This is a genomic window from Rothia sp. HMSC073B08, assembly GCF_001812975.1.
GTDB classification, from domain to species: Bacteria; Actinomycetota; Actinomycetes; order Actinomycetales; family Micrococcaceae; genus Rothia; species Rothia mucilaginosa.
In genome coordinates this window covers 164347-190346 of sequence record NZ_KV811062.1, presented here as the reverse complement: position 1 = coordinate 190346, position 26000 = coordinate 164347, and the positions used below count along the sequence as shown (strand labels likewise).

At 62.5% G+C, this 26000-nt stretch carries 18 protein-coding genes and 1 pseudogene; 17 read left to right on the top strand and 2 right to left on the bottom strand.

What is annotated here, in order from left to right; genetic code table 11:
- Positions 1–25: 25 nt before the first annotated feature.
- On the top strand, positions 26–1906 hold the full coding sequence (locus tag HMPREF2884_RS04570; protein ID WP_070615978.1) for a GTPase: 1881 nt from the start codon (positions 26–28) through the stop codon (positions 1904–1906).
- A 112-nt stretch (positions 1907–2018) separates the two neighbouring features.
- Here the strand turns inward: HMPREF2884_RS04570 and HMPREF2884_RS04565 are convergent, their stop codons facing one another.
- Positions 2019–2915, bottom strand: coding sequence for an IclR family transcriptional regulator (locus HMPREF2884_RS04565; RefSeq protein ID WP_371325920.1), 897 nt, complete (start codon positions 2913–2915; stop codon positions 2019–2021).
- Between the two features lie 410 nt (positions 2916–3325).
- On the opposite strand from HMPREF2884_RS04565, the pseudogene leuC reads away from it, so the two are divergent.
- Both leuC and leuD read left to right on the top strand, forming a co-directional pair.
- Positions 3326–4769, top strand: a pseudogene (gene leuC / locus HMPREF2884_RS04560) (3-isopropylmalate dehydratase large subunit).
- 26 nt (positions 4770–4795) lie between these two features.
- Entirely contained in the window at positions 4796–5389 is a 594-nt protein-coding gene (leuD, locus tag HMPREF2884_RS04555) for a 3-isopropylmalate dehydratase small subunit (protein WP_005505627.1), read from the top strand.
- 146 nt (positions 5390–5535) lie between these two features.
- Here the strand turns inward: leuD and HMPREF2884_RS04550 are convergent, their stop codons facing one another.
- Complete coding sequence (locus tag HMPREF2884_RS04550) at positions 5536–6987, bottom strand: transcriptional initiation protein Tat (protein ID WP_070615973.1); 1452 nt, start codon at positions 6985–6987, stop codon at positions 5536–5538.
- A gap of 692 nt (positions 6988–7679) precedes the next feature.
- Between HMPREF2884_RS04550 and murA the strand changes: the two genes are divergently transcribed.
- The 14 genes from murA (at position 7680) to mutM (ending at position 25793) form a co-directional block, all read left to right on the top strand.
- Complete coding sequence (gene murA / locus HMPREF2884_RS04545) at positions 7680–9113, top strand: UDP-N-acetylglucosamine 1-carboxyvinyltransferase (RefSeq protein WP_005505632.1); 1434 nt, start codon at positions 7680–7682, stop codon at positions 9111–9113.
- Complete coding sequence (locus HMPREF2884_RS04540; RefSeq protein WP_005507450.1) at positions 9113–9970, top strand: lysophospholipid acyltransferase family protein; 858 nt, start codon at positions 9113–9115, stop codon at positions 9968–9970. The genes murA and HMPREF2884_RS04540 overlap by 1 nt, the downstream gene beginning before the upstream one ends.
- 111 nt (positions 9971–10081) lie before the next feature.
- Positions 10082–11200, top strand: a complete 1119-nt coding sequence (locus HMPREF2884_RS04535) for an NAD(P)H-dependent glycerol-3-phosphate dehydrogenase (protein WP_049359353.1) — start codon at positions 10082–10084, stop codon at positions 11198–11200.
- Between the two features lie 223 nt (positions 11201–11423).
- Complete coding sequence (locus tag HMPREF2884_RS04530; protein WP_070615972.1) at positions 11424–12542, top strand: D-alanine--D-alanine ligase family protein; 1119 nt, start codon at positions 11424–11426, stop codon at positions 12540–12542.
- A 530-nt stretch (positions 12543–13072) separates the two neighbouring features.
- Positions 13073–14833 (top strand): PT domain-containing protein, encoded by a 1761-nt coding sequence (locus tag HMPREF2884_RS09455; RefSeq protein WP_070615970.1) that lies wholly within the window; start codon positions 13073–13075, stop codon positions 14831–14833.
- A gap of 78 nt (positions 14834–14911) precedes the next feature.
- Complete coding sequence (locus tag HMPREF2884_RS04520; RefSeq protein ID WP_070615968.1) at positions 14912–16279, top strand: thiamine-phosphate kinase; 1368 nt, start codon at positions 14912–14914, stop codon at positions 16277–16279.
- A gap of 252 nt (positions 16280–16531) precedes the next feature.
- Positions 16532–17842: a DAK2 domain-containing protein gene (locus HMPREF2884_RS04515; RefSeq protein WP_070615966.1), complete on the top strand. Its 1311-nt coding sequence runs from the start codon at positions 16532–16534 to the stop codon at positions 17840–17842.
- Positions 17839–21492, top strand: coding sequence for an ATP-dependent DNA helicase RecG (locus HMPREF2884_RS04510; RefSeq protein WP_083309676.1), 3654 nt, complete (start codon positions 17839–17841; stop codon positions 21490–21492). The genes HMPREF2884_RS04515 and HMPREF2884_RS04510 overlap by 4 nt, the downstream gene beginning before the upstream one ends.
- Positions 21493–21601: 109 nt before the next feature.
- On the top strand, positions 21602–22261 hold the full coding sequence (gene rsmD, locus HMPREF2884_RS04505; RefSeq protein WP_070615964.1) for a 16S rRNA (guanine(966)-N(2))-methyltransferase RsmD: 660 nt from the start codon (positions 21602–21604) through the stop codon (positions 22259–22261).
- Between the two features lie 132 nt (positions 22262–22393).
- Positions 22394–22870, top strand: coding sequence for a pantetheine-phosphate adenylyltransferase (coaD, locus tag HMPREF2884_RS04500; protein ID WP_060824643.1), 477 nt, complete (start codon positions 22394–22396; stop codon positions 22868–22870).
- A gap of 225 nt (positions 22871–23095) precedes the next feature.
- On the top strand, positions 23096–23704 hold the full coding sequence (locus HMPREF2884_RS04495) for a YceD family protein (RefSeq protein ID WP_049337938.1): 609 nt from the start codon (positions 23096–23098) through the stop codon (positions 23702–23704).
- 30 nt (positions 23705–23734) lie between these two features.
- Positions 23735–23938: a 50S ribosomal protein L32 gene (rpmF, locus tag HMPREF2884_RS04490; RefSeq protein ID WP_005505656.1), complete on the top strand. Its 204-nt coding sequence runs from the start codon at positions 23735–23737 to the stop codon at positions 23936–23938.
- A 16-nt stretch (positions 23939–23954) separates the two neighbouring features.
- A complete protein-coding gene (rnc, locus tag HMPREF2884_RS04485; protein ID WP_070615962.1) occupies positions 23955–24644 on the top strand; it encodes a ribonuclease III in 690 nt (229 codons plus the stop codon).
- A 75-nt stretch (positions 24645–24719) separates the two neighbouring features.
- Positions 24720–25793, top strand: coding sequence for a bifunctional DNA-formamidopyrimidine glycosylase/DNA-(apurinic or apyrimidinic site) lyase (mutM, locus tag HMPREF2884_RS04480; protein WP_070615960.1), 1074 nt, complete (start codon positions 24720–24722; stop codon positions 25791–25793).
- Positions 25794–26000 lie beyond the last annotated feature (207 nt).

Sequence of the window (26000 nt, the reverse complement as noted above, 5' to 3'; positions counted from 1 at the left end):
CACCACAGACGAAGAAAAACGCACTATGACTACCCCCGAGACCAAACTCGAGAACACACTTGAGAACAAAGCCGCTGAGCGCCATGCCGAGCGAGGCGCCACCCCCGCCGTGGCGACCTCGCCCTTCGCGCGCTCCGTCGCATCCCTCAAGGACGCCATCAGCTACGGCGAAGGACGAGTCCCCGAAACCGTGCTGCTCGACGCCGCCGAAACCCTCGAACGCCTCAGCCAGCGTCGCGAACTCTCCACCGAACACACCGTCATCGGCTTCTTCGGCGCGACCGGCAGCGGCAAATCCACGCTCTTCAACGCCATCGCCGGGCAGAACATTGCCCTCTCTGCTCCCACACGCCCGACGACCTCCACCGTGCAGGCGGCAATCTGGGAAGCAGAAGGCAGCGAAGAGCTACTTGACTGGCTCGGCATCGACAAGCGCGTCTACCCGCAAACTCAGGCGCTCGCCGCCGAAGGAGAGGCAACCGAGGGTAATAAGGCAACCGGGGGAGTGGCTGCGCCCAATGCCGTCACCGAACCGGCACCCGGACTCTTCAACCGCATCCGCCGCGCAGTAGGCGGACGCGGCGAAATGCGCACCCGCACCGGCGGCCTCATCCTGCTGGACATGCCCGACTTCGACTCGGTCACCACCACTAACCGCGACCTCGCCGCCCGCATGATGCGCTACGTGGACGTACTCGTCTGGGTTGTCGACCCCCAAAAATACGCCGACGCCGTCATCCACCGCGACTTCATGGTGCCGCTTGCCGCATCCGGCGCGCAGGCGCTCTGCGTGCTCAACCAGGCGGACAAACTCGCACCCGCCGAGGTGCCCGCCGTGCTCGCATCCCTCACCCGCCTGCTCCAGGCCGAGGGCACCGAAGCGCACCTGCTCGCCGCGCCCATCGCCGTCTCCGCACGAACCGGCGAAGGCGTGGACGTGCTCCGTGACCTGCTCGCCCAGGTAGCCGCCGCCAAGAGCCTGTCCCTGCAGCGAACCGACGCGCAGCTGCACGCCACCGCCTCCCAGCTGCGCACCTACGCTGGGGGAGAGGGGACCGTGCTCGCCGGAGCCTACGCCCTCGACGCGGAGCAGAAGCTCGTGAAGGCATGCTACGCATCCAGCCAGGCAGAGCAGGTTTTGCAGGCGGCAACCGCCTCCTACCGCCGCGCCGCGGGTCAGCGCACCGGCTGGATTCTCACCCGCTGGATGAGCCGCCTGAAAGCTGACCCCCTGCGCCGTCTGCACCTGGGGCAGCAAGAGGAGACGAAGAGCACGTCTAAGGTCGAGAAGTCCGCAGGCATGCTCGGTTCCGATAGCGAGAACGCACCCGAGCTGGTGGCATCCTCGCTACCCCCGCTGAGCACCGCGCAGAAGGCAGGCATGGCAAACGCTGTTCGCCAATACAGCAAGCAGATGGCGGCCCGCATCGACGAACCGTGGAAGCGCAGCATTAAGGAAGCCGCCCTCTCCCGCGAGGCGGAGCTACCCGAACTGCTCGAACGCGACATGGTGCGCATCGACTACGGTCTGGGCCGCACCCGCGCCCCCTGGGTCATCTTCAACGCCCTGCAGTGGATCGCGCTACTGAGTGCCCTGGCGGGTGTCGGCTGGCTGACCCTGATTTCCGGCATGGCGTACCTGCAGATTCAACTGCCGCCCGCCCCGACCCCCGAAGGCTCCCCGGTGCCCCTGCCGACCCTGCTTCTGCTGCTGGGTATCCTGCTTGGTATTGCCTCGGCGGGTGTGGGCAGGCTACTTACCGCCATGGGCTCACGCTACTACGCACGTAAGCTGCGGGGGCGCCTGCAGACCGGCGTGGAGAAGGCGGTGCAGTCCTGCGTGGTCGCCCCGGTACAGCAGGAAGCAAAGCGCCTCAACGCCTACCGCAAGGCGCTGGACATTTAGCGGCGTATCATCCGAGAAGCCGCATCAGACTAAGAGTGCACAAAAGAATCCCTCCCCACCTCAAACGAGGCGGGGAGGGATTCTTTTCGTTAAATCTACACGCTACTAAAGCTTAGTCCTCTTCAGTACTCTCAGCACAGGGAGCCTGCTGAGACGCCGCAAGCTCACGCAGACCGTCCGTAATCGCCTGAGCAGCCTTAACGACCAGCTCGGGGTAGTTGCGGTTCGGCTGGCGGGTCATGCGGTCAATCGGGCCTGAGATAGATACTGCCGCGATTACTTTGCCGCCGGGCGCACGCACCGGAGCAGAGACCGAGGCGGTACCGCGCTCGCGCTCACCCACGGACTGCGCCCAACCGATGCGGCGCACAGCCGCGAGCATGGCGGCGCTGAAGTGCGCATCGCGCAGGCCTTCAACAATGCGGTTCTGGTCTTCCCAAGCCAGCAGAACCTGGGCGGCGGAACCAGCCTGCATGGACAGCTGAGTACCGACCGGGATGGATTCGTGCATGCCGGTGGGGCGTGCCGCGGTTGCCGCGCATACACGCCAGTCGCCCTGGCGGCGGTACAGCTGGGTGGATTCGTCAGCTTCGAGGCTGAGCTTCTGCAGAATCGGGTCTGCCACGGTGATGAGCTCATCGGAAATGGTGGCGGACGCGAGTTCGGTCAGGCGGGGTCCGAGCATGAAGCGTCCCTGCACGTCGCGGGCTACGAGGCGGTGGTGAGCCAACGCCACGGCGAGGCGGTGTGCGGTGGGGCGTGCCAAACCGGTTGCCTTGACGAGGTCGCCCAGGGATACGGGGCCTGCCTCGAGGCAGTCAAGGATGAGGGTTGCCTTGTCGAGCACGCCAACGCCGGAGGAGCCGTGGGAGTGTACCTCTACCATCTGCTCGTCGGCTGCCATGTGTTCGGGCGGCTTGACGGGGTCAACAATCGGTGCGTTGTGGTGTGTGGATGCGTTGGGGTGACGCATTCCGTGTGCGTTAAAACGTGAGGCGGAAGGAGTCATTCTTATATTCTATCTCAGAATATGAAAGATACCCCGGACTTCATGGACTCTTTGGGGTGCAGAGCTGAAGATGGAATCACCCCCTACGGGATAAATTATGAACTTTTCATAATAAGTGTTTATGTGGGTTTATGGGTGAAAATATGCGAAAAACCGCAGAAAAATGCGAATAATCCCGCAAGATTACCCTGGAGTCATAGAGTAAACCCACATAAAAACACTCGCTAGTTCGGGGTGTTTCTGGGCCGTCTCACAGGCTAAGAATTCGTGAAAAAATATGCGACACGCCGCAGGGAAATACCGATTTGAGGGTCCCATCGGGTACATAATCCGCCCCTCAACTCCGCAAACTTGCGGCACGCACCACACCGAACGCATCCACCGTAGGAACGCATCAAGCAGGAGAAAGCATGACTAGCGAACAGAACGCAACCACCGCGGGCACCCGTCCGCGCACCCTGGCAGAAAAAGTCTGGGACGCACACGTCGTCGTCCCCGGTGAAAACGGCAAGCCCGACCTGCTCTACATCGACCTGCAGCTACTGCACGAAGTGACCTCCCCCCAGGCATTCGAAGGCCTGCGCATCGAGAACCGCCCCCTGCGCCGCCTCGACCTGACCATCGCCACCGAGGATCACAACACCCCCACCGACAACATCTTCGGCACCATCGCCGACCTGACCAGCCGCACCCAGATCGAGACCCTGCGCCGCAACGCCAAGGAATTCGGCGTGCGCATCCACTCCCTCGGTGACGAGGAACAGGGTATCGTGCACGTGGTCGGCCCGCAGCTGGGTCTGACCATGCCCGGCATGACCATCGTCTGCGGGGACTCCCACACCTCCACCCACGGTGCGTTCGGCGCTCTCGCGTTCGGTATCGGCACCTCCGAGGTGGAGCACGTCATGGCGACCCAGACCCTGCCCCTGGCACGCTTCAAGACCATGGCAATCAACGTTGAAGGCACCCTCAAGCCCGGCGTGACCGCAAAGGACATCATCCTCGCTGTCATCGCGCAGATTGGTACCGGCGGCGGTCAGGGCTACGTGCTCGAATACCGCGGCTCCGCAATCCGCTCCCTCTCTATGGAGGGCCGCATGACCATGTGCAACATGTCCATCGAGGCGGGCGCACGCGCCGGCATGGTCGCCCCCGACGAGACCACCTTCGAATACATCAAGGGCCGCCAGCACGCGCCCAAGGGTGAAGAGTGGGACAAGGCAGTCGAGTACTGGAAGAGCCTGCCCACCGACGAAGGCGCCGTCTTCGACAAGGAAATCTTCATCAACGCTGACGAGCTCGAACCCTTCGTCACCTGGGGTACCAACCCCGGTCAGGGTATTCCGCTGAGCCACGCCGTTCCCTCCCCGGACGACTTCGAGGACGAGAACGACAAGGTCGCAGCAGAACGCGCTCTCGAATACATGGACCTGAAGGCCGGCACCCCCATGAAGGAAATCCCCGTGGACGTCGTCTTCCTGGGTTCCTGCACTAACTCCCGCATTGAGGACCTGCCGTGCCGCCGCAGACATTGTGCGTGGCCGCACCATCGCCGAGAACGTACGCATGATGGTCGTGCCCGGCTCCCAGAAGGTCCGCGCACAGGCAGAAGCAGAAGGCCTGGACAAGGTCTTCAAGGAGTTCGGTGCCGACTGGCGCTTCGCCGGCTGCTCCATGTGCCTGGGCATGAACCCCGACCAGCTGGCGCCCGGTGAGCGTTGCGCCTCCACCTCGAACCGTAACTTTGAGGGCCGCCAGGGCAAGGGTGGCCGCACCCACCTGGTCTCCCCGGTGGTTGCCGCCGCAACCGCTGTGCGCGGTACCCTGTCCGCCCCGTCCGACGTCGTGGCCTAGCACGCCGCTATAGCTAAGGAGCCATTATGGAACCCATTATTAAGCACACCGGCATTGGCGTGCCGCTGCGTTCTTCGAATGTTGACACCGACCAGATCATTCCCGCCGTCTACCTCAAGCGAGTGACCAAGACCGGCTTCGACGATGCCCTCTTCGCTAACTGGCGTAAGGACCCCGAGTTCATCCTGAACCAGGAGCCCTACAAGCACGGTAGCGTGCTGGTTGCGGGCCCGGACTTCGGTACCGGTTCTTCCCGTGAGCACGCCGTGTGGGCGCTGCGCGACTACGGTTTCAAGGTCGTTATTTCTGCTCGCTTTGCCGATATTTTCCGCGGCAACTCGGGCAAGCAGGGCCTGGTTACCGCGCAGGTTGCACAGGACGATATCGAGCTGATCTGGAAGGCGCTGGAGCACGAGCCCGGCACCGAAATCACCGTTGACCTGGAGTCCAAGACCGTAACCGTGGGTGCGCTGGTTGTTCCCTTCGAGATTGACGACTACGTGCGCTGGCGCCTCATGGAGGGCCTGGACGATATCGGTCTGACCCTGCAGAATCTCGAGGCTATTGAAGCGTACGAGGCGAAGCGCCCCTCCTGGATGCCCCGTACTCAGGAACTCTAAGCCGAGCGCTCTAAAACCTAGAGATATAAAGCTCGAAGGCGGCGACTGAAACAGTTGCCGCCTTCGAGCTTTTCTGTACCCAAAAACCTGGCACACATATGAATGTGCCTCCCCGGAACTTCCGGGGAGGCACATTTATTGACTATCTAGAGCGCGCCCTCAGTGATGGGGGTGTTCAGGGTTGCGTTCTCGGTGCAGCTGTACAGTGCAGCCGAACCGGGGGAGCGCACGCCCGCGGTCGGGTTCGCGTTCTGCGCGGTGGCAAGTGCGAAGTCAGAAACCACTTCGTGGTTAATGTAGCTGCCGCCTGCGCCACCGCCACTGCTCAGGGAGCTGAGCGAGTAGATGTTGCCCTCGTTCTCGAACTGTACCTGGCGGCCGAAAACGCTCTCGCGGTACGCACCGATGGTCCAGATGTTCAGGCCTGCGCCGCCGCCGCCGTAGCCAGCGCCTCCGCCGGATGCTACGGAAGTGAGAGAAAGCTTGCCGTGAGTGCGGGAGAGCAGGGCGCCTGAACCGCCCTTGCCGCGGTAGGAGCCGGTTGCGTCGGCGCCGCCGGTGCCCTTCTCGCCCTCGACCACGGAGTCACCCTCGTACATGTAGTAGCGAGGGAAGTCGTAGGTTTCGAACCATGGGTCGGACATGGGCATGAGCTTCAGCTCGTTATTCTCGTCGAGAACGCCGACCAGCGCCTCACCGAGGGTACCCGCCACGCCGGAGCGGCCAGCGGTACCGCCGGTGACCATGAAGCGCATGTCGAGGGTCTTGTCGTCCTCGTCGAGGGGCTTGAACTCCTGGTAGGGGCTTGCCATGAGCATGCCACCCTGACCGGTGTTGTCGGTGCCCAGGTCGCCGCCTGCGCTACCGCCTGCGGTGGTGGATGCGTCACGGCCGTCCAGCGCTACGCGCAGTGCCGGGTTCAGCTGGTCCTTGGGCTGAGTATCGAAGACGCCCTGGTGGGTGGTGAGGGTGCCGAGCTGTGCGCCGCCACCACCGGCACCTGCGACAGCAACAATGGTGACTGCGCCGTCGCGAACGAGTTCGACCGCGGAGGAACCGCCGCCGGACGCGCCGTACACGTAGCCGCTATCAGTGCCCACTACCTGCGCGCTACCGGTTGCTTTGCTGGAGCCGGTGGAGTCGCCGCCTGCCGCGTAGCCTTCGCCGCCGAGTGCGGGCTCCGCGCCGGATGCAGAGCCGACGCCGCCGTTACCCGCCCAGACGCGCAGGATGTCGCCGGACTTAACCGCCAGAACGCCGCTGAGCTGTGCACCGGCACCGCCGCCAGCCAGGGCCGCGTTCGTGACATCGGTCAGGTATTGGGGAGTGAAGGAGGTTGCGGCACCGCCGGCACCTCCCACGAGGTCGAAGCGTACTCGTCCAACGCCTTCAGGGACGAGCCATTCGGTGTATGCGCCTGCCTTGTCGTCGTAGCCGGTTACAGTCGGCTTGAGGGTGAGGGCGGGGGAGCAGGTGGGCTCGCCGCTTGCCGCCCATGCGGGGACGGTTGCGCTGGCGAGGATAACGGGGGCGCTCCATGCCGCGCCCTGTACGAGGCGACGGCGCGAAATGCGTGATGCAGTGTTGTGATGTGTCATATTTGGGGTCCTCCGGTAGTTCACGGATGCAGCCGCGAAGTGACCTGTGGTTGGTTGCGATACGCCGTGGTTTTCGGTTGACTTTCGAATATTTACGGTGATGTTGAAGTGAATTTTTGAAGTTGAAGTGAAGCAGGAAGCCGAACCGTTTTAGTTGGGCGTTATCGCAAGGTTGTATGCAGTGAATGTACGCCCGTTCCCTGCCGTGAGGCTCCGTACTGCATGGAGTGACGGCAATGCCGGCGCCGATGCCGCAGTTGAGAGCTGGTGGGTTTCTCCTTGAGAGTGGAGGCACCGCTCAGCGGGCACGAGTGTGCACGTTATTGTAGGGGCGAGGTTGCTCTCAAGTTCAAATTTGTGCGTCAAAAAGAAGAAACTAACGTCAAATTTTGGCGAAGAACCAGAAAATATTTGCATTAGTGTGAATATTTGTGTATCTTTTTGTCTTTTCCAGCTCTGATTCTGAGGAGGGGTCAGAGCGGTTTTTCACATACACAACAGAGCAAAATCTCAGTCACGAGTTCCAAAGGCTCTTCAGTGTTTGGAGCACCTTTACGCAGGGCTTAGAATAATGATGAATATATGCGCCCGTTTCGCCCTGCTACCGGCAGGGGCGCGGCACGACAGAACGCGGCGCATCGGCACACTGTTAAAGTTCGGCCTAAACCAGCCGACTCCACAAAGGATTTTTAATGACTGAGAACATCAGCAAGCTTCGCATTGAAGGTGGCACTCCGCTCGTTGGTGAGGTTCACGTTCGAGGCGCCAAGAACCTGGTGCCCAAGGCGATGGTCGCAGCACTGCACGGTTCGACCCCCTCGACCCTGCGTAACGTTCCCGACCTGAGCGATGTCGAAATCGTTACCACCCTCGTGGAGCTGCACGGTGCAAAGGTCGACTACGACCGCGAAGCTGGTGTTCTGACCCTCAACCCCGCACAGGATGCAACCACCGCCGCAAAGAACGCAGAGGAGATTCAGCTCTTCGGTGGTAATTCCCGCATCCCGATTCTGATGGTGGGCCCGCTGCTGCACACCCTCGGTACCGCACGCATCCCCAACCTGGGTGGTTGCAAGATCGGTGACCGCCCCATCGACTACCACATGTCTGCACTGCGCAAGTTTGGCGCAGTCGTTGAGAAGGACGACGAAACCGGCACCACCCTGATCGTTCCCGAAGAGGGTCTGAAGGGTGCAGAGATTGTGCTGAACTACCCCTCCGTGGGTGCTACCGAGCAGGTTCTGCTCACCGGTGTGCGCGCTAAGGGTAAGACCATCCTGCGCAACGCAGCGATTGAGCCTGAGATTATTGACCTAATCGCTGTTCTGCAGAAGATGGGCGCAATCATCTTCATTAACGAGGACCGCACCATCGTCATTGAGGGCGTGGACGAGCTGACCGGCTACGATCACGCGTCCCTGCCCGACCGTAACGAGTCCGCTTCTTGGGCTTCTGCAGCGCTGGCTACCGGCGGCGACATTTTCGTGCGCGGCGCAGCTCAGAAGGACATGACTGCGTTCCTAAACCAGTTCCGTAAGATGGGCGGCCTGTACGAGGTGACCGCTGATGGTATTCGCTTCACCCACCCGGCTCAGCGCACCCCCGGTGCTGAGCTGAAGCCCATCGTTTTTGAGACCAACGTGCACCCCGGCTTCATGACCGACTGGCAGCAGCCCCTCGTCGTGGCGCTGACCCAGGCTAAGGGCGCGTCCATCGTGCACGAGACCGTGTACGAGGAGCGTTTCGGCTTCACCAACGCCCTGAAGCAGATGGGCGCAGATATCGTTGTTATGCGCGATTGCGTGGGCGGCGCACCCTGCCGTTTTGAGGGTAAGGGTTACGGCCACTCCGCTATTATTTCTGGCCCCACCCCGCTGACCGGCGCTGATATTGAGGTTCCGGATCTGCGCGGCGGCTTCTCCCACATCATTGCTGCTCTGGCCGCTAAGGGCACCTCTCACGTGAGCGGTGTTGAGCTGATTGCTCGCGGCTACGAGAACTTCGAGGAGAAGCTCAAGGGCCTGGGTGCCAACTTTGAGGTGCTGGCACGCAAGGCGTCGAAGGCTCCCAAGCCCGATGCAGCAATCGTCGTTGTTGAGCCCGAGGAAGTTGAGGTTCAGGGTTAATGAGCGGACAGCAGGGAAAGCAAGCGCTGCCGGAGATTGAGCCCACCGCTTACGGTGACGCTCTGTACAAGGTGCTCGGTAACGCCGCACGCGGGCTGTACAAGCTCATCGCGCGCGTTGAGATTACCGGCCGCGAGAATCTGCCTTCCAGCGGCGGGTACATTATCGTGGCTAACCACACCACCGAGCTTGACCCGGTGACCGTGGCTTTCCCTGCTTTCGTTGAGGGCGCCCTGCCGCGCTTCTTGGCGAAGGATTCGCTGTTCCGTGCTCCCGTGCTCGGCTACATTATGCGCAAGCTCGCGCATATTCCTGTGGTTCGTGGTTCGGTGGATGCGCGTAAGTCCCTGATTACTGCCCGCAAGATTGTTGAGGCTGGCGGTGCCGTCGTGATTTTCCCGGAGGGCACCACCACCCACGATCCGCAGCTGTGGCCCATGCAGGCGCGTACCGGTGCGGCTCGTCTGGCTCTTGCGACTGGTGCACCCGTCTACCCGGTGGCGCACTGGGGTGACGAGCAGATTCTCGGTTATGTGGATGAGGCTGGCGAGGACGGCCGCATCAAGGAGAAGCGTAAGATTTCGCTGTTCCCGCGCAAGACCGTTCGCGTGAAGGTTGGCAAAGCGCTGGATATCGCCTCCCTCGTTGAGGATGCCAGCCCCGAGGCTAAGCACACCCGCACCGAACTGGGCGTGGTCACCGACGCCATGCTGGACGCTATTACCGCCGAGCTGGAGAAGATCCGCGGCGAGAAGGCTCCTGAGGGTCGTTGGAACCCCCGCACGAAGCGTCGTGAAGCCCCCGGTACCCCTTCGGGTCCGGTTGGTGGTGCGCTCGGCGAACCGGACGAAAAGTAGCATCCCAGCTGGGAAAATCGTAGAGGCCCTGACAGAAGCCGCGGCTATTTGCTGAGGCGCCTGTCAGGGACTCGCACAATAACCTCGCAAGGAAGAGAGGCAGGTGTTTTCGTGACCTTCTTTGGACGCACCCCCGCAGCAAGCCCTGAATTTACCCCTCCGGCAACCGTACAGTCTATTGCGGTGCTCGGTGCCGGTAGCTGGGGCACCGCTTTCGCTAAGATCGCGGCGGACGCTGCCCGCGAGCGCGGCGATGACACCCGCGTGACCCTCATCGGTCGTGATGAGCAGGTGATGGCTGAATGCGAGCGCACCCGCGAGAATGCCCGCTATTTTCCGGGAATGAAGCTGCCGGATAACATGCACTTCACGGCGGATGCCCCCGCGGCGCTTGCCGGTGCGGATATTGTGGTTCTTGCCCTGCCCGCGCAGGTTCTGCGTTCGCAGTTGCAGAGCTTCGCCCGCTATATTGAGCCGAACGCCATGCTGGTGTCTTTGGCGAAGGGTTTGGAGACCGGTACGGGTCTGCGCATGTCGCAGGTCATTACCGAGGAACTGGAAGAATCCATGGCTCTGCGCGGTGCTGATCTGCGCGCGATTGGCCATATTCCGCACCGCGTGTGCGTGCTGTCGGGCCCGAACCTGGCGAAGGAAATCATGGGGGAGGAGCCTACCGCCTCCGTGGTTGCGGCTCGTACCCTGCCGGTGGCTGAGGCTGTTGCTCACGCGATTGCGTGCGGTTACTTCCGCCCGTACACCAACACGGATGTGGTGGGTACTGAAATTGGTGGCCTGGTGAAGAACGTGATTGCCCTTTGCGTGGGTATTTGCGAAGGCCGCAATTATGGCGATAACTCGAAGGCGTCCATTATGACGCGCGGTCTGGCGGAGATTACCCGCCTGGCGGTGGCGTTGGGCGGTGAGGCTGCGACGATGAGCGGTCTTGCCGGTATGGGCGACTTGATCGCGACCTGCTCTTCGCCGCTGTCTCGTAACCACACGGCGGGCCGCCTGCTGGCTCAGGGTGTTACCCCTGACCGCCTGCACGAGCATATGAGCCAGACCGCTGAGTCGATTAAGTCGGCGCCGGTGGTGGCTGAGTTGGCTCGTCGTCACGGCGTGGAGATGCCCATTGTTGAGGCTGTGGTGGCTGTGCTTTCGGGCCGTATTGGCATTGAGGAGTTGGCGCCTCAGTTGCTGGGTCGCCGCCTCAAGCATGAGGGCCACTAGATTTTGAAGCTTTCTGGTGTGCTGGCACCCCTTGATTCGGGTTATGTGCCAGGACATACTAGAAGATTGAATGTAAACATCCAAGGACGGATACCGTTGCGGAAAACCGGTGCGTGAGAAACGCATCAGTGACCGCGACGGTATTCGTGCGTTAGGATTATTGACGCATTGCCGTTCCACCTTCCGGACCTAAGGGTAGGGGAACATTGACTAGGAGAAATATATGACCGAGAAGAAGACCGTCGCCCTGCTGTGCGGTGGCCGCTCCTCCGAGCACCCGATTTCGCTCATTACCGCTGCCGGCGTTCTGGGCGCTATTGACCGCACCGCCTACGACGTCATCACTATCGGTATTACCCGTGACGGCCGCTGGTACCTGACCGATGAGCAGCAGCTTGCCGAGCTGACTGCTGGCACACGCGGTACCGCAGAGTTCCCCGAGGGTACCCAGCAGGTGTTCCTGCCGATGGGCGCCGGCGATTCCCGCCTGACCCTGGTGGATGCTGAGGGTAACGTTACCCGCACTGCACCGGTGGACGTTGTGTTCCCGCTGCTGCACGGCCCCTTCGGTGAGGACGGCACCGTGCAGGGTCTGCTGGAAATGGCTGACCTGCACTATGTGGGTTGCGGTGTGACTGCATCCGCTGTGGGTATGGATAAGCACTTCATGAAGGTTGCTTTCGAATCCGCTGGCCTGGAGGTCGGCCCCTACGAGGTTGTCACCAACCGCCAGTGGGAGCACGAGGACCGCGAGCAGATTCTGGAGCGCGTGCTGAAGCTGGGCTTCCCCCTGTTCGTGAAGCCGACCCGCGCAGGTTCTTCCTTCGGTATTACCAAGGTGGATTCGGTAGAAGAGCTCGTGCCCGCGATTGAAGAGGCACGCCGCCACGACCCGAAGATCATCATTGAGGCGGGTATTGTGGGCCGCGAAATCGAGTGCGCTGTGCTCGATGGCCACCACGGCGAGATGCCCCGCGCATCCTACCCCGGCGAGATCGAGGTTGTGGATCAGGACCACGGCTTCTACGACTTTGAGGCGAAGTACGTTTCTGAGTCTTCCGCTGTGACCGTGTGCCCGGCGAACCTGCCGCAGGATGTGCAGGATCGCCTGCGCGAGCTGGCTGTGAAGGCGTTCCTGGCGCTGGATGGCGAGGGTCTGTCTCGTGCGGACTTCTTCTACACTGAGGATGGCCGCCTGGTCATCAACGAGGTGAACACCATGCCCGGCTTCACCCCGATTTCGATGTACAAGACCATGTGGGAGAGCACCGGTATTTCCTACACCGACCTGATTAGCGAGCTGCTGACCCTGGCGATGGAACGCCCCCTGGGTCTGCGCTAGTTCTTGAGGTAGCGCTAGTTCTTGGGCGCACCGTCGTTTTGACTGCGCTTAGCAATTGAATACGTAACGGCGGGGGAGTAGCCCCTGTTGTAAGGCGCCTCGGTGCGGATTCTTGAGGGATTCGCGCCGGGGCGCTTTTTGCGCGGTGGGCAAGTTAATGCCTTTGTGGGAAGGGTAATTGGTACGTATTGAGCCCCAAAAGCTTATGAGAATCGCTCGTTTTTCACTCATGAGAAAAATCACTTACATTCGCCTCGGGGTCGCTTGGACGGTGGAGTGCAAGTTTTAAAGTGGTATTGATAAGGCAAAACGTAATTCTGCTCACAAGTGCATGAAATGATGCTTCTAGGTAATGAAAAGATGTTGTTGATGGTCGTTGCACATCTTGAAGCTCAAAGATTGGTATGAAAGCGCTAAAATGAGTAATGAAGAAAAAGCCGATTCGGTAGAATAGATGAAGGTATATCCAATCTGCCCTAGCGATTGGGTATCTATTCACTCACAACGTATCAGAAAGTCAAGGACAACCTTTGGGAAAACGAAACCGTAAGGTGGTCTCTGCGAGTCTGGCGACAGCACTGGTTGCTTCCGGAAGCCCCTACGTAGCCTCATTTGCTCAAGATGTGCAGGAGGCTGCGTCTCAGGTTCCGCCCAACCCTGTCGGCACCGCAAGCCTAACCCTGGACCCCACCGCGAACGCGGCATCTTCCTCTCAGACGGCAGTACCCACGCTCGCAACCGTGAGCGCATGGCCCACCGCTCAGGGGGACAATAAGACTGACAATGCGCAGGCAGAGCCCATCGCTCAGCCTAGCGCTTCTTCGAGCGCTCAGCCCACTGCTAGTGCCGAGCCTTCCGCAAGTGCTACGCCCAGCCCGGATGCGACTCCTACCCCGAACGCTACCGCGCAGCCTACTGCCGAGCCCACCGCTTCTGCTAGTGCGACTGCAAACCCGAGTGCTACGGCGAGTCCTAGCGTAGAGCCCTCTAAGGATGCGACCGCTGAACCTACCGCTACGCCGACCGTAGCTCCTAGCGCAAGTGCCGAACCGAGTGTTGCTCCTACCGCAACTCCGACGGCTGAGCCGACTGTAGCTCCGACTGCGGAGCCTACGGTCCAGCCGACGGCAGAACCTACTGTTGCTCCCACTCCGGAGCCGACCGTTGCGCCTACTGTGGAGCCCACCGCGGAACCCACCAAGGATGCAACTCCTGAGCCTACGGTAGAGCCCACCCCTGAACCTACTCCCGAGCCGACGAAGGACGTAACTCCCGAGCCGACCCCGGAGCCCACTCAGGATCCGACTCCGGAACCTACCCCTGAACCTACTCCCGAGCCTACTCAGGACCCCACACCGGAACCGAATCCGGAGCCCACTCCTGAACCTACTCCCGAGCCGACGAAGGACGTAACTCCCGAACCGACCCCGGAGCCAACCCAGGACCCCGCTCCGGAACCGAATCCGGAGCCCGCTCCTGAACCAACCAAGGATGTAACTCCCGAGCCGAACCCGGAGCCCTCTCAGGTTCCAGTTGTTCCGGCCCCGGTTCAGGATCCGACTCAGGAGCCCTCCAAGGAAGCTAAGCAGGAGCCGACTAACGAGCCGACCAAGGACGCGGTCATCCCCGTGATTCCGGTAGCTCCGGTAGAGGATAACAAGGACAGCTCGGACTCCAAATCGGTTACCCCGATCGAGACCGAACCTGTTGCTCCGATTCCTCCGGCGAACAACCCGGTGACCGTCCCCGGCAATCGTCAGGAAGTCTCTGGGGAAGATGTCATCATCTCCATTGAGCTTCCGCGACCGGGCAACTCCTCTGAAGCCTCAAGTTCCTCTTCGGGATCTTCGAGCTCTTCACCGAGCAAGGCACCGAGCGACAGGCTTGATGGCGAGGATGACGATCCGTTGCGTTCTGGTGGCACCACCCTCGGACGAATCGCAGCTAATAACGGCTCGAATGACTCCATTCCGGGTGCGGCTGACTGGGTTGCTGGATACCTCTCGCGCAATAAGACCGACGAGGACCACTCCCGCGAGGTAAGCCCCTCGAGCTCCTCAAGCTCGGTATCGGCTTCGAAATCGCCTAGCTCCTCCACCTCGGCTAGTGCCAGCCGCTCCGCAAAGAGCGTGGCAAAGGCTGACGGCGCAAACGCCGCCCAGGAGCAGGCCGTGAAGAACGCGGACGCGGACGATTCCGGACTTTCCGGCATTGCACCGCTGATCCTCTTCTCACTCATCGGTCTGGTGCTGATTGCTCTGGCAATCCGCTACTTCAGCCGCGGAGCATAAGGCAAACATAACGCGTAAGAATACGCGATAATAGAGGATGTGAATCCTCAGACTTTTAGCGAAACGCGGGACAACCCCATGCGAGAGACACCTCTCTCAAAGCTGGGGGAGTCCCGCGTTCTGCGCGCTTTCATGCCGATTATCAACGCCCACAACGAGCAGGTTGCCGCTGCGGCACGCCAGACGGGGCGCATCGAACCCCTCGAGGTGGGCCCCGGTGACGACTGTGCCGTCCTCGCCGCGCCCGCGCCCGGTCAGCGTACCGTGGTCACCACCGACACTCTCGTCGAGGACCAGGACTTCATGAACCTCTGGCCCGGCGGTATTGCACGGGCGGGTGAGGCCGGTGAGTTCATTCTGGAACCCGCCCGCAGTAGCGGCTACGATGTGGGGCGCAAAGCCGCGACCCAGAACCTTGCCGACGTTGCCGCCATGGGTGCGCGCCCGGTGAGCCTCTTCATCTCCTTGAGCCTGCCCGGTAGCACTCCTTACGGCTGGATTGACGGCTTCGCCCACGGCATTGTGGACGGAATCAACGCCTGCGGAGCCACCGAATGTGTGATTGGCGGCGGCGATATTGGCGACTCCACCGAAATGTCGGTGACCGTCACCGCCCTCGGCTACACGGATCGCGCCGTGCTGCGCTCCGGTGCACGCCCCGGCGACACTATCGCCCTGGCGGGGTGTACCGCCTGGTCCGATGCCGGTCTGCGCCTGCTGCTCAACCCGCTCTCCCTGCCCGCCACGGCACTGCTGCGTGCCATCGCCGCAGGCCAGGAAGTCGAAGCGGCGCTGGATGCGGTGGGACAGGCGTGGGAAAAGAAGCATGTTGAGAAGCAAGCTGAAGGTACTGGTGCTCTTCCTGCTGGCGCTCTTCCCGAGGGGCTTATCGAGCTCGTCCGCACCCTCACCCCCGAAGATGCCGCGCACATGATTGCGGTCTGCGAGCGCGCCGTCGAATCACAGCACCACCCGGTCAGCCCCATCCCCGCCGGTGAGGTGGCGCGCCAGCATAAGGCAAGCTCCATGCTGGATCTTTCTGACGGACTCGTCAAGGACGCCGGACGAGTTGCCGCCGCCTCCGGGGTGCAGATGCGCCTCGACCGTGCCGCCGTGGATGCGTTCGCCGAGCCGCTGCTACCGTTGGCGCGCCTGCTGCTGGCGATTGGTGAGCGCAACGAGGCGGGGGAGAGCCCCGCATCCCTGGCGCGCACCTTCGTGCTGGTTGGCGGAGAGGACCACGGCCTGCTGGCGACCTTCCCCGGTGAGGTGCCTGAAGAGTTCGTGCCCCTGGGCACCTGCGTGGCGGACGCCCCGGAGCGAGGTCTGAGCGCCGAGCTCTACGGTGCCGAGCGCCGCCACAATGCGGTGACCGGCGCGGCGGTCGTCATGGACGGCCGATCCCTGGACGGCATGGGCTGGGAACACTACGGGGCTTCCGCGTAGGAGCTCCGCCGAGTGTTGCCGAGTGCCGTGAGGTGCGTGCAGTTTGTAAGTTTAGTCCGGGCTTTCATCCCGCGGGATAGACGACGGGCAATACCGTACATTTAACCGAAATTACCTAGAATAGAAGTACGAAATAGGCTGGATTCCGCCCGTGCCGCGGGCACTGAGAAATCAGTCGGGAACTAACCGGGAAATCAGTCGGGAACTAGCCGAGAACCACGCGAAACTGACGAAACCGACGAGGAGGGTAGCGTGAACGCAGAACAGAACCAGCGCACCGAAGAGCGCGAGATTTACCGCCGCGCCTGCGTGCGCGCCTACCGCTTCGGCGTAGCGTGGTCCACCGCCGCCCGCACCACCATCGAACGCTACCGCGAGGCGCTCAACGAACTCAACGGGTTCCCCGTGCCCGATAAGGACACCGGCTCCAATATCGCCCACACCCTGCTGACCCTGACCGAAGAGTTTGAGCGGGGCATGGAGCAGGTTCTGCCCAGCGAGGTTCTTCCCGCTGGCGAAAATCCCGGCGGGGAGGGCACGTGCGTGCCCGAGGCGGCGGGTACCTCCGAAGAAGAAACCCTTGCCCACCTGTGGATTCAGCTGGGCGGAATCTACGAGCACGCGATTATGCGCGCATCCCGTGCGGCACGCGGCAACTCCGGGACCCTGCTTTGCGCCTGGGCGCTGGAGGCGGTGCGCAGCTACTGGTTCCTGCCCGGAAACCTTGCTCGGGAGCTCGGTGACGCAGGCGATGAGCTGCCGCTCGTGCGCACCCTGGAAGCAGACTACGAGCGTGTGCTGGCTGGCGGTTCCCTGCCGAAGCACCGCGAAGTGAAGCTGGAGTACGCCCACGCGGAGGCGCGCGCGATGGCGTTCGCGGCTGAGCGTATTCGCGCCAGCGTGGGGGAGCAGATGGTGCCCTCCACGATGCTGTCGGTCATGGTGGAGCTCGCCCGCCTGGACGCACACTATGAAGCATCGCAGGACGCAGAAGCTGCTGACGAGGTGCTGAAAGAGCGTCGACGTGCGCTGATGCGTGCCGCCCTGGAACGTACCGCGCAGTTTCCGCCCTCACCCGAGCTTGCCGGTTTCGTGGATGCCGGCGCGCTCGGCTTCTACCTTGCCGTGGTGCACTCCAACCCGCGTTGGGAGGGTGCGACCCTGCATGAGGCGCAGGTGGAATCCATGCTGCGTGCACCCTCTACCGGTGTGAATTCTGTAGCCGGTTCTGCGGCACGAGTGGGTTCTGAACAGGCGGGCGCTGAACCTGCCGAGCACGCAGAACACGCGGAGCAGAGCGGCTGGGAGCTTATGGGTACGCTGACCTGTGAGCCCCTCGCCCTGGCGCAGTTGCGCCCCGAACTTGAAGCCATGGGCGACAGCCTGCTCATCACGCCCCTGGACATGGCGGCTGGACTCTGGGCGCTGCACGTGCATGTTCCCGAAATTGACCCCGCCCGCGAGCTGATTATGGGCTACGGTCAGTGGTCGGATGAGCGTATTTCCTCCCTGGCGGATGGTCGTCACGCCGACCACGCGTGCGGTGTGGAGGGCGGCGCATGAGCCCCGCCCGACGTTCCGTAAATCCGCAGCAGGAAGCCCTGGACTTGGGGCTTCCTGAGCCTGCACCCGCCAAAACTATGCCGACAAATACTAAACCCGCGAAAGCTGAGGCAGTGCAGGGTGAGCCCGTAGATTCTGAGCCCGTAGATCCAACGGTTGTGGAGCCTACCCGTGCCGGTTCTGCGACCCGAGCTCGGCAGCGGAAAAAGGATGCGCCGCTACTGAGCGATGAGCAGCTCCGCACCACCGCCGAGCTGACCGTGCGCGATCTTGCCGCCTACGCCCGCGGCGAGGTGAGCCGCGCCGAACTGAGCGAACGCGCGGCACAGCGCGCCAGCGCACCCTACCGTAAGGCGCTCAAGGCCCTCAAGCATTCGCTGGGTCCCGCCGCGCACACCATGACCGACGATGCTCTCTACGAGCTGGTCGATATTGCGTTGGCGGCACGGCAGGCGGCTCAGCCGGAGGAGCCCGCACGGAAGAAGACAACCCGCAGGGCACCCGCCCAGAAAGCACCTGTCCAGAAGAAGACTGTTCAGAAGGAACCTGCTCAGAACGAACCGAGCCCGCAGGAGAACGAAAATCCCGCGCGGGCTACTTCGGCGCGCCCGCAGAAGGTGACGAAAGCAAGCGAAGGAATCGAGCAGAAGCCTGCGCCGAAGAAGAGCGTGCCCGAGGTAGAAGCTGAAAAGCCTGCACCCAAAAAGGCTGTAGCGAAGAAGACTGCGCCCGCAGAGAAAGCTCCCGCTTCCAAAGCCGCGGCATCTAAAACCCCGGCATCGAAAACTGCTACGCCGAAAACCCCCTCCAAGAAGGCAACGCCTGCGCAAAAAACTACGCCGAAGAAAGCTCCCGCCCAGAAAGCTTCCGCGAAGAAGGCAACTCCTGAGAAGGCTGCCGCTGAGAAGCCCGCATCAGCTGCCGCGGAGGCTAAAAGCCGTGCCCTGGCGCGCTACGCCTCCGAAGACCGCATCGAAAATGCGCCGCTCAAAAAGTACCTGCCCGCACCCAGCGCCAAGGCAATCTCCGCGCACCTTGACCTGCACACCGTCGGGGAAATGCTCGAGTACTTCCCGCGCAAATACCTGCCGCGCGGCGAGCTCAGCTCCTTCGCCGAACTCGTCGAAGGCCAGGACGTGACCATTATTGCCCGCGTGGTGCACGTGAGCACCCGAACCATGGCGGCACGCCGCGGCAAAATCACGGAAGTGACCATCACCGACCGACTCGCAGACGCCACCGGGCAGGATACACCCGCCGGTTTTGGTGTTGCTGGCTTCGGGGCTGGCGGTCCCGTATCCGTGGTGCCCGGGCGCGCCAACCGCCCCGGTTCCTCCGCTGCGCCCGCGCAGAACTGGCAAGCAACCGGGATGCACAACCCGCGCATTAACGCGCTCGCTAACTCCACGCAAAACCCAGCTGCCCAGATTCCCGTAGCTCAGAACCCAGCTGCTCAGAACCCGGCACAGGGCAGGGGAGCGCAGCCCGCCTCCTACAGCGGCTACGCAGACAGCTACGGCCAAGATTCGTTCGCGCAGGACAGTTTCGCGCAGGGAGGCCTCTTTGGCGTGCCCGCGCCCAGCATGACGAACCCCGGTGCGCTTATTGGCTCGCAGATGAAGCTTTCCTTCTTCAACGCCTGGACCGCCGCCCGCGAAATCCGCGAGGGTGAAACCATGATGTTCTCCGGCAGGGTCGGTATCTACCGCGGCGAATACACCCTCACCAACCCGCACTACGCCCTGCTCTCGAAGGACGCCTCCGGCGCGGACGTTACCGACGCAGCCACCGCCCCCGTGCCCGTCTACCGCGCCCCCGTGAAGCTGCCCACCGACCGCATTAGCGGCTACATGGCGCAGCTGCTCGAAAAGGTACCGCTCAAAGAACTTGAAGACCCGGTACCCTACACGATTCGTCGCGCCCGCAAGGTGCCCTCGCTGGAGTGGACGTACCGCGCCCTGCACACCCCCGACTCTGAGGACACTTGGCGTGCCGCGCAGGCGCAGATGCGTTACCGCGAGGCGTTCGTGCTGCAGAGCGCGCTCGCCCGCCTGCATTCGGTGCGTGCCGCGCACCTGACTCAGCCGCGCCCCGCCGTGGAGGGCGGCCTCGCCGATCGGCTGCTTCAGATTCTGCCCTACGAGCTGACCGAAGGGCAGCAGAAGGTGGGCGCTGAAATTGCCTCCGATCTGTCGAGTGAATCGCCCATGAACCGCCTGCTGCAAGGTGATGTGGGTTCCGGTAAGACCGTGGTGGCTCTGCGCGCCATGCTGCAGGTTGCCGATGCGGGCGGCCAGTCCGCGATGCTCGCCCCGACCGAGGTGCTCGCCGAGCAGCATTTGCGTTCGGTGCTGGACATCCTGGGGGATATGGTGGCGCCCGAAGACTCTGACGCTGACGATTCTTCTGAGGGCTCTGCCGAGGGAATCCCCGCGGGGAGCGGGGAGGAACCCTGCCGTGTGCGTGTGCGCCTGCTGACCGCCTCCATGGGTACCCGCGCCAAGCGCAAGGTACTGCAGGAGCTTGCCGACGGCACCGCCCAGATCGTGATTGGCACCCACGCCCTGCTTTCCGACGAGGTAAGCTTCCACGATTTGGGTCTGGTCGTCGTGGACGAGCAGCACCGTTTCGGCGTGGAGCAGCGCGACGGCCTGCGCGGTACCAACGGCGCCCTGCCGCACCGCCTGGTCATGACTGCAACGCCCATTCCGCGTACCGTTGCCATGACCGTGTTCGGTGACCTGGACGTATCCGTGCTCGACACCCTGCCCGCGGGCCGACAGAAAATCTCAACGCACGTGGTGCCCCTCGCCGAGAAGCCCGCCTGGGCGTCCCGGCTGTGGAGGCGCGCCCGCGAAGAAATCGATGCGGGCCACCAGGTGTATGTTGTCGTGCCCAAAATCGGGGAGGACGGCGACAGCCTGGAGGAGGGTGCCGCGTTCTTTGGGGCATCCAGCCTAAACGGTGCGGGCGCGGGCAACTCTGCTCAAGGTTATTTCGGTCAGGGCGGTAGCGCGAGTAGTGACGGCAAGGTTCAGCTGACCTCGGTCGCCTCAATGTACTCCTACCTGAGCGCTGAGGACGCCCTCGTCGGCGTGCGTATCGGCACCCTGCACGGCCGCATGGACCCGGCGGAGAAGACCGCCGTCATGACCGCTTTCGAGCGCGGTGAGATTGACCTGCTCATCAGCACCACCGTCATTGAGGTGGGCGTGAACGTCCCGAACGCCACGCTCATGATCATCATGGACGCCGACCGCTTCGGCATCTCGGGTCTGCACCAGCTGCGCGGTCGTGTGGGTCGCGGCGGCTACGCGGGCACCTGCCTGCTGGTCACCCGCCAGGAGGAGGGCGGCGTGTCCCGCGAGCGCCTGGATGCGGTTGCCTCCACCACGGACGGCTTTGAGCTTTCCCGCATCGACCTGGCTCAGCGCCGCGAGGGTGATATTCTGGGTGCTGCACAATCGGGCTCGAAGAGCACCCTGCGGTTTTTGCGGGCGCTCGCCGATGCCGACATTATTGAGCGTGCCCGTGAGGATGCCCGCTCGGTGGTGGAGAAGGACCCGACGCTGGCTAAGCATCCGTCTTTGGCGCGTACGATTGACCGTGCCCTGGACGCTGACCGTGAGGCGTTCCTCGGCAGGGGATAAGCGCCCACGGGGAAGAACGCCCTGCCAGCCCCACCCACCAATCTGTCTTGCCCACCACTCGCTGAAACCGTGACGTCAACACACCGCACTAGTGTAAGAGGAGAGACCTATGAGCCGTATTATTTCCGGTGCCGCCGGAGGCGTTCGCCTTGCCTCGGTTCCGGGGGATAATACTCGCCCCACCACCGACCGGGTGAAGGAATCCCTCTTCTCCAAGCTGGAGAGCTACGACATTATTCGTGGCGCCCGCGTGCTGGACGCCTTTGGTGGCTCGGGTGCGCTGGGCTGCGAGGCACTCTCACGCGGTGCCGCCTCCGTGACTCTGCTGGATACGTACCCGAAGGCTGTTGCGGTGATTCGCAAGAACGTTGCCGCGGTGGAGAAGGCGATGGGCCGCACCGGTTCTTCTGGTGCTACCGGTTCTGCGGCGCGCGTGCAGCAGTCTCAGGCGCTGACCTACGTGAAGTCCGCCTCCGGGCCGTGGGATCTGGTGTTTGTTGACCCGCCCTACGCCATGCCGAATGAGCAGGTCAGTGAGCTGCTGGAGGCGCTCACCCCCAAGCTTGCCGAGGGTGCCGTGGTCGTGGTGGAGCGTTCTTCGCGCGACCCCGAGCCGGTGTGGGGCGAGGGCCTGTACTGTTTTTCGACCCGTCAGCACGGCGAGACGGTTCTCTACTATGTGGAGCCTGACGAGGTGGAGGAGCAGGCGGGCGACGAGCCCGGCACGAACCTTGAGCCCGGCGAAGACGCTGAAGAGCTCGCCGCCTAAGATTGCCGCCGCATCTCACCGCCCGATCTTGCTACCTCAGCCTGCGCTCGTCCGCATGCCACTAACCCGCATCCTAAATTCACCCGCATCTACTCATTCCAACGTCTGATATTTATTCGTGAAGGGACCGCCATGATTGCCCTCTGCCCCGGATCTTTTGACCCCGTGCACCACGGCCACCTGGAAATCATTGCCCGCGCCGCTCAGCTCTTTGACGAGGTGATCGTGGGCGTGGCGCACAATAGCTCCAAGAAGTACCGTTTCTCCCTGGAGGAGCGCGTGCAGCTGGTGCGTGAGTCTCTGCAGGAGCTCGGCATTGAGGGTGTGAGCGTGGAGCCGATTCCGCCGGGCGTGCTGCTTGCCGAGTATGCGGCGGAGCGTGGCGCGAAGGTGCTGGTGAAGGGTCTGCGTTCGGCGACGGACTACAGTTATGAGGCTCCGATGGCGAGCATGAACCGCCACCTGGCGCAGGTTGAGACGGTGTTCTTGGCGGGTGAGGACCGCTACGGTGCGGTATCGTCCACGATTATTCGTGAGGTGGCGTCGCTGGGTGGTGATGTGACTCCCTTCGTGCCGGAGGCGGTCGCCCGCGCCCTGAAAAACGCCTAGAAAAACGCTTCATCAACCCAGGCGCACACCACCTTGTGCGCACCCATCCGACACGCCCACCGGCAGGGCCCCGGCAGAATAACTCGCACCGCCGACCGGGCACTTAAGTCCCCCAGTAGTAGCCCCGACCGGCCGATTAAATGCCGCGCGGCGCCTCCTTAAGGGAATATTTAAGAGGTGAGCGCCACTTAAAGAGATTTAAAAGGCGCTTAATCTTGATTAACGGTGCGAATGACCCCTAAAATGGGACTTTGGTTTATACATTTCGTAAGGAGAAACGCCATTTCACGTGCAGACGCATCGCCGCTGGTGGTATCGGTTACTAACCTGATTCACCGCCCCGGCACCATGGAAACTCTCGCTGAGGTCCTGCCCGCACCGGCAGACCTGGGTAACACGCTCATCGGCGTGGAAGAGGGTTCGGATATTGACCTCGATATTCGTATGGAGTCTGTTGTTGATGGTATCCTAGTTACCGGCTCCGTCGTTGTGGATGTACACGGCGAGTGTAGCCTCTGCTTGGATCCGATTGATTACGAGATGTCGGCCAATATTCAAGAGCTTTTCGTCTTTGAGAAGGCCCCGGCTGGCGGCCCCGAAGACGAAGTAGATGAGCAGTACGCCGTTGAGGATGATTCCATCGACCTTGAACCGGCTCTGCGGGACGCAGTAATCCTTCAACTGCCGTTCCAGCCTGTTTGTAGGGACACCTGCCAGGGTCTGTGCGCCGATTGCGGTGCGCGCCTGGAGGATGACCCCGGGCATCATCACGAGGTGTTGGATCCGCGCTGGTCGGCCCTGCAGGGCCTGCTCGGTGCAGATACCGAAAACTAAATTGTTGTTACTAGAGATTGTGAGATAGCTGTGGCTGTTCCCAAGCGCAAGATGTCCCGCGCTAACACCCGCGCACGCCGTTCCCAGTGGAAGGCATCCGTGCCCCAGCTGGTTAAGACCGTTGAAAACGGTCGCGTGACCTACAGCCTGCCCCACCAGGCAAAGGTTGTAACCGACGCTGCAGGCAACGCCCTGTTCCTGGAGTACAAGGGCCGTAAGGTTGCAGACGCCTAAGAAGCGGTGAATCCTTATGACTGAATTTCCTAGTGTTGATACTAGGGAGTTGCGTAAACGTCTCGGAGTCGATATCGACGCCGAGACGTTTTTGCTATCCCTAACCCACCGCTCCTACGCCTTCGAGAATCCCGGAGTGGAGCATAACGAGCGCCTGGAGTTCCTGGGCGATTCGGTGCTTTCCCTGGCGATCGCTGAAGAAGTGTACCGACGCTACCCCGACCTGCCCGAGGGTGAGCTCGTGAAGCTGCACCACGTGGTGGTGTCTACGGTGGTGTTGGCGAAGGTGGCACGCGACCTGGATCTGGGCAGGTACATCCTGCTCGGTAAGGGCGAGATTCACACCGGCGGCGCCGATAAGGACTCGATCCTTGCCGACACCATGGAAGCGATTTTTGGCCTGACCTACCTGGAGTGCGGTCGCGAGGCGGCTCGTGACCTGGTGCTGCGCCTGATTGCCCCGCTGCTCGACGATGAGAAGGTCCTGAACTCTGGACGCGACTGGAAGACTGAGCTGCTGAACCTCGCCACCGCCCGCGGCTGGGGAGACGTGCGCTACGAGGTCACCGGCGAGGGCCCCGACCACGCGCGCGTGTACACTGCGGTCGCTATTGTGGCGAACCAGCAGGCCGGTACCGGTGTGGGTCCGAGTAAGAAGGAGGCGGAGCGCCTTGCCGCTGAGCAGGCGTACCGCGTTCTGGTTTAGGCTCATTCAAGCATCCTGCAGGTCTGTTAGCTCTGTGGGCTCTTGATTCTGCAGCCCCGCTGATTGGAGGGAACCATGCCCGAACTGCCCGAGGTGGAAACCGTTCGCGCGGGCATCGCCGACCATTCGTTGGGTCGGCCCGTGCAGGCGGTGCGCGTGGTCGATGCCCGTTCGCTGCGCAGGCACCTGCCCGGTCCCGCCCACTTTGAGGCGGCACTCACCGGCAGGACGTTGCGCGGTGCATACCGCCGCGGCAAATACCTGTGGCTGACCCTGAGCGAGTCGGATGGCACGCTTGCCGACGAGGCGCTCGTGGTGCATCTGGGCATGAGCGGTCAGCTGCTCGTGCGCGATGAGCCGGGCAGTGACTCGGGTAATGATGCGGAGGCTCGCGCGGCCTTTGACGAGCAGCCGCGGCACCTGCGCGTGGCGCTCGAGCTAGGACCGGCGGGAGCTACCGGTGACACGGGAGCTACCGGCGGTGTGGCGAGCGTCAACCGGGCAAACACCGGGCAGCGGTTGCTCTTCGTGGACCAGCGCATCTTCGGCGGCATGTTCCTTAGCCGGCTGGTGCCGGACGTACCCGCGGCAGTTGCAGTGAATGAAGCAGCGGCGGATGAAGCAGCGGCGGATGAAGCAGCGCCGGGTGAAGTACCTGAGCGTTTTCTAGTACCGGAGGCGGTCAAGCACATTGCCCGCGACCCGCTGGACGAATTCTTCGACCCCGCGGCGGTGCGCCGCAAGTTCCTGCGCACCTCCAGCGGCATTAAGAAGGTGCTGCTGGACCAGTCGGTCATCTCCGGCGTGGGCAATATCTACGCCGACGAGGCGCTGTGGCGTGCGCGGCTACACTACGCGAAGCCCGCACGCACCCTCAGCGCCGCCCAAACCCGCGAACTGCTGGAGGCGGTCACGCAGGTGCTGCGCGAGTCCCTGGCGGCGGGCGGCACGAGCTTCGATGCCCTGTACGTGAACGTGCTGGGCGAGTCGGGCTACTTTGAGCGCTCGCTGAACGCCTACGGGCGTGCCGGGGAGCCTTGCCACCGTTGCGCGGAGGCGGGCCGCACCTCCCTGATAGTGCGTGAGCCCTTCCAGAACCGCTCGTCCTACCGTTGCCCGCACTGCCAGCGGGCGCCGCGTTCTCGCTAGATAAAGGCTCACGCTAGGTAGAAGCTTACGACAGGTAAAGGCTTACGACAGGCACAAGCTCACGCTAGATATGCGAATGACGGCGTAGCTACGTTCCTCCCGTACGGGGGATGTAGCTACGCCGTCATTTGTATAAACCTCAGTTGTATAAACCGGGGGCCGGGGAGTCAACCCGAAAACCACCCTAACAAGAAGCAACTGGCGGCT